Source organism: Streptococcus sanguinis SK355 (assembly GCF_000212855.1).
Classification (GTDB): domain Bacteria; phylum Bacillota; class Bacilli; order Lactobacillales; family Streptococcaceae; genus Streptococcus; species Streptococcus sanguinis_A.
In genome coordinates, this window is record NZ_GL890994.1 from 1 (window position 1) to 4,899 (window position 4,899).

A 4,899-nucleotide genomic window follows, 5' to 3' on the forward strand; every position below is an offset into this window, starting at 1 on the left:
CTTATTCTAGGATAAGTCCTCGAGCGATTAGTATTAGTCCGCTCCATGTGTCACCACACTTCCACTTCTAACCTATCAACCTGATCTTCTCTCAGGGCTCTTACTAACTTGCGTTATGGGAAATCTCATCTTGAGGTGGGTTTCACACTTAGATGCTTTCAGCGTTTATCCCTTCCCTACATAGCTACCCAGCGATGCTCTTGGCAGAACAACTGGTACACCAGCGGTAAGTCCACTCTGGTCCTCTCGTACTAGGAGCAGATCCTCTCAAATTTCCTACGCCCGCGACGGATAGGGACCGAACTGTCTCACGACGTTCTGAACCCAGCTCGCGTGCCGCTTTAATGGGCGAACAGCCCAACCCTTGGGACCGACTACAGCCCCAGGATGCGACGAGCCGACATCGAGGTGCCAAACCTCCCCGTCGATGTGAACTCTTGGGGGAGATAAGCCTGTTATCCCCAGGGTAGCTTTTATCCGTTGAGCGATGGCCCTTCCATACGGAACCACCGGATCACTAAGCCCGACTTTCGTCCCTGCTCGAGTTGTAGCTCTCGCAGTCAAGCTCCCTTATACCTTTACACTCTGCGACTGATTTCCAACCAGTCTGAGGGAACCTTTGGGCGCCTCCGTTACCTTTTAGGAGGCGACCGCCCCAGTCAAACTGCCCGTCAGACACTGTCTCCGTAGATGATAAACCTACCGGGTTAGAGTGGCCATAACACAAGGGTAGTATCCCAACAACGCCTCCATCGAAACTGGCGTCCCGATCTCGTAGGCTCCTACCTATCCTGTACATGTGGCACAGACACTCAATATCAAACTGCAGTAAAGCTCCATGGGGTCTTTCCGTCCTGTCGCGGGTAACCTGCATCTTCACAGGTACTAAAATTTCACCGAGTCTCTCGTTGAGACAGTGCCCAAATCATTACGCCTTTCGTGCGGGTCGGAACTTACCCGACAAGGAATTTCGCTACCTTAGGACCGTTATAGTTACGGCCGCCGTTTACTGGGGCTTCAATTCATACCTTCGCGTTACCGCTAAGCACTCCTCTTAACCTTCCAGCACCGGGCAGGCGTCACCCCCTATACATCATCTTACGATTTAGCAGAGAGCTGTGTTTTTGATAAACAGTTGCTTGGGCCTATTCACTGCGGCTGACCAAAGTCAGCACCCCTTCTCCCGAAGTTACGGGGTCATTTTGCCGAGTTCCTTAACGAGAGTTCTCTCGCTCACCTGAGGCTACTCGCCTCGACTACCTGTGTCGGTTTGCGGTACGGGTAGAGTATGATACAACGCTAGAAGCTTTTCTTGGCAGTGTGACATCACTCACTCGCTACTAAACTTCGCTCCCCATCACAGCTCAACGTTACAGGTATAAGCATTTGACTCATACCACGCCTCACTGCTTAGACGTACATCCATTCGTACGCACGAGTTAGCCTACTGCGTCCCTCCATCACTTCATACTCTAGTACAGGAATCTCAACCTGTTGGCCATCGGATACACCTTTCGGTCTCTCCTTAGGTCCCGACTAACCCAGGGCGGACGAGCCTTCCCCTGGAAACCTTAGTCTTACGGTGGACAGGATTCTCACCTGTCTTGCGCTACTCATACCGGCATTCTCACTTCTATGCGTTCCAGCGCTCCTTACGGTACACCTTCGCCACACATAGAACGCTCTCCTACCATACCTATAAAAGGTATCCACAGCTTCGGTAAATTGTTTTAGCCCCGGTACATTTTCGGCGCAGGGTCACTCGACTAGTGAGCTATTACGCACTCTTTGAATGAATAGCTGCTTCTAAGCTAACATCCTAGTTGTCTGTGCAACCCCACATCCTTTTCCACTTAACAATTATTTTGGGACCTTAGCTGGTGGTCTGGGCTGTTTCCCTTTCGACTACGGATCTTAGCACTCGCAGTCTGACTGCCGACCATAATTCTTTGGCATTCGGAGTTTATCTGAGATTGGTAATCCGGGATGGACCCCTCACCCAAACAGTGCTCTACCTCCAAGAATCTTCATGTCGACGCTAGCCCTAAAGCTATTTCGGAGAGAACCAGCTATCTCCAAGTTCGTTTGGAATTTCTCCGCTACCCACAAGTCATCCAAGCACTTTTCAACGTGCCCTGGTTCGGTCCTCCAGTGCGTTTTACCGCACCTTCAACCTGCTCATGGGTAGGTCACATGGTTTCGGGTCTACATCATGATACTAATTCGCCCTATTCAGACTCGGTTTCCCTACGGCTCCGTCTCTTCAACTTAACCTCGCATCATAACGTAACTCGCCGGTTCATTCTACAAAAGGCACGCTCTCACCCATTAACGGGCTCGAACTTGTTGTAGGCACACGGTTTCAGGTTCTATTTCACTCCCCTCCCGGGGTGCTTTTCACCTTTCCCTCACGGTACTGGTTCACTATCGGTCACTAGGGAGTATTTAGGGTTGGGAGATGGTCCTCCCAGATTCCGACGGGATTTCACGTGTCCCGCCGTACTCAGGATACTGCTAGGTACAGAATCTATTTAAAATACGAGGCTCTTACTCTCTTTGGCTGACTTTCCCAAGTCATTCTTCTATAAATTCTGAGTCCACATTACAGTCCTACAACCCCGAAGAGTAAACTCTTCGGTTTGCCCTCCTGCCTCTTCGCTCGCCGCTACTAAGGCAATCGCTTTTGCTTTCTCTTCCTGCAGCTACTTAGATGTTTCAGTTCACTGCGTCTTCCTCCTCATTTCCTTAACAGAAATGGGTAACAGGCATCAACCTGTTGGGTTCCCCCATTCGGACACCCCCGGATCAAGTGCTTACTTACAGCTCCCCGAGGCATTTCGTCGTTTGTCACGTCCTTCTTCGGCTCCTAGTGCCAAGGCATCCACCGTGCGCCCTTACTAACTTAACCTTAATTTTGACCTTTCAGTCTTAAACTCATTAATATTCACAGCGTTTTCGGTTTATTTTCTTGTTACTATTTGATATCAGTATTCAATTTTCAATGGACAAGTTCTTTATCTAGTCAAACTAGATAATGGAGCCTAGCGGGATCGAACCGCTGACCTCCTGCGTGCAAAGCAGGCGCTCTCCCAGCTGAGCTAAGGCCCCACATAGCCCTCTCAAAACTAAACAAGACCCAAGTGCATTCCGTATGTCCTTACGGACTCCTTAGAAAGGAGGTGATCCAGCCGCACCTTCCGATACGGCTACCTTGTTACGACTTCACCCCAATCATCTATCCCACCTTAGGCGGCTGGCTCCTTACGGTTACCTCACCGACTTCGGGTGTTACAAACTCTCGTGGTGTGACGGGCGGTGTGTACAAGGCCCGGGAACGTATTCACCGCGGCGTGCTGATCCGCGATTACTAGCGATTCCGACTTCATGTAGGCGAGTTGCAGCCTACAATCCGAACTGAGACTGGCTTTCAGAGATTAGCTTGCCGTCACCGGCTTGCGACTCGTTGTACCAGCCATTGTAGCACGTGTGTAGCCCAGGTCATAAGGGGCATGATGATTTGACGTCATCCCCACCTTCCTCCGGTTTATTACCGGCAGTCTCGCTAGAGTGCCCAACTCAATGATGGCAACTAACAATAGGGGTTGCGCTCGTTGCGGGACTTAACCCAACATCTCACGACACGAGCTGACGACAACCATGCACCACCTGTCACCTCTGTCCCGAAGGAAAACTCTATCTCTAGAGTGGTCAGAGGGATGTCAAGACCTGGTAAGGTTCTTCGCGTTGCTTCGAATTAAACCACATGCTCCACCGCTTGTGCGGGCCCCCGTCAATTCCTTTGAGTTTCAACCTTGCGGTCGTACTCCCCAGGCGGAGTGCTTAATGCGTTAGCTGCGGCACTAAGCCCCGGAAAGGGCCTAACACCTAGCACTCATCGTTTACGGCGTGGACTACCAGGGTATCTAATCCTGTTTGCTCCCCACGCTTTCGAGCCTCAGCGTCAGTTACAGACCAGAGAGCCGCTTTCGCCACCGGTGTTCCTCCATATATCTACGCATTTCACCGCTACACATGGAATTCCACTCTCCCCTTCTGCACTCAAGTTAAACAGTTTCCAAAGCATACTATGGTTAAGCCACAGCCTTTAACTTCAGACTTATCTAACCGCCTGCGCTCGCTTTACGCCCAATAAATCCGGACAACGCTCGGGACCTACGTATTACCGCGGCTGCTGGCACGTAGTTAGCCGTCCCTTTCTGGTAAGATACCGTCACAGTGTGAACTTTCCACTCTCACACCCGTTCTTCTCTTACAACAGAGCTTTACGATCCGAAAACCTTCTTCACTCACGCGGCGTTGCTCGGTCAGGGTTCCCCCCATTGCCGAAGATTCCCTACTGCTGCCTCCCGTAGGAGTCTGGGCCGTGTCTCAGTCCCAGTGTGGCCGATCACCCTCTCAGGTCGGCTATGTATCGTCGCCTTGGTGAGCCGTTACCTCACCAACTAGCTAATACAACGCAGGTCCATCTGGTAGTGATGCAATTGCATCTTTCAATCAATTATCATGCGATATTCAATATCATGCGGTATTAGCTATCGTTTCCAATAGTTATCCCCCGCTACCAGGCAGGTTACCTACGCGTTACTCACCCGTTCGCAACTCATCCAAGAAGAGCAAGCTCCTCTCTTCAGCGTTCTACTTGCATGTATTAGGCACGCCGCCAGCGTTCGTCCTGAGCCAGGATCAAACTCTCATTAAAAAGTTTGAGTTCGCACTCATTACTGTCCACTGACAGATTTATTCTCGTTTTTTTGACAGGTCACATATCTCTATGTCACCCTGCACTTGGTTCGTCTTGTTCAGTTTTCAAAGGGCTTTGTCTTTCGCGACAACTATATTAGTATATCACCTATACCACCACCCTGTCAATACCTTTTC

The 4,899-nt window shown here is 50.5% G+C and carries 1 tRNA gene and 2 rRNA genes; all 3 read right to left on the reverse strand.

Annotated elements, in window-relative coordinates:
* Positions 1-7: 7 nt before the first annotated feature.
* Positions 8-2,908: ribosomal RNA gene (locus HMPREF9389_RS00070) — 23S ribosomal RNA — on the reverse strand.
* Between the two features lie 127 nt (positions 2,909-3,035).
* Positions 3,036-3,108, reverse strand: a tRNA-Ala gene (locus tag HMPREF9389_RS00065).
* 64 nt (positions 3,109-3,172) lie between these two features.
* Positions 3,173-4,720 (reverse strand): 16S ribosomal RNA (locus HMPREF9389_RS00060).
* Together the 16S and 23S rRNA genes with 1 tRNA gene alongside form the textbook arrangement of a ribosomal RNA operon.
* Positions 4,721-4,899 lie beyond the last annotated feature (179 nt).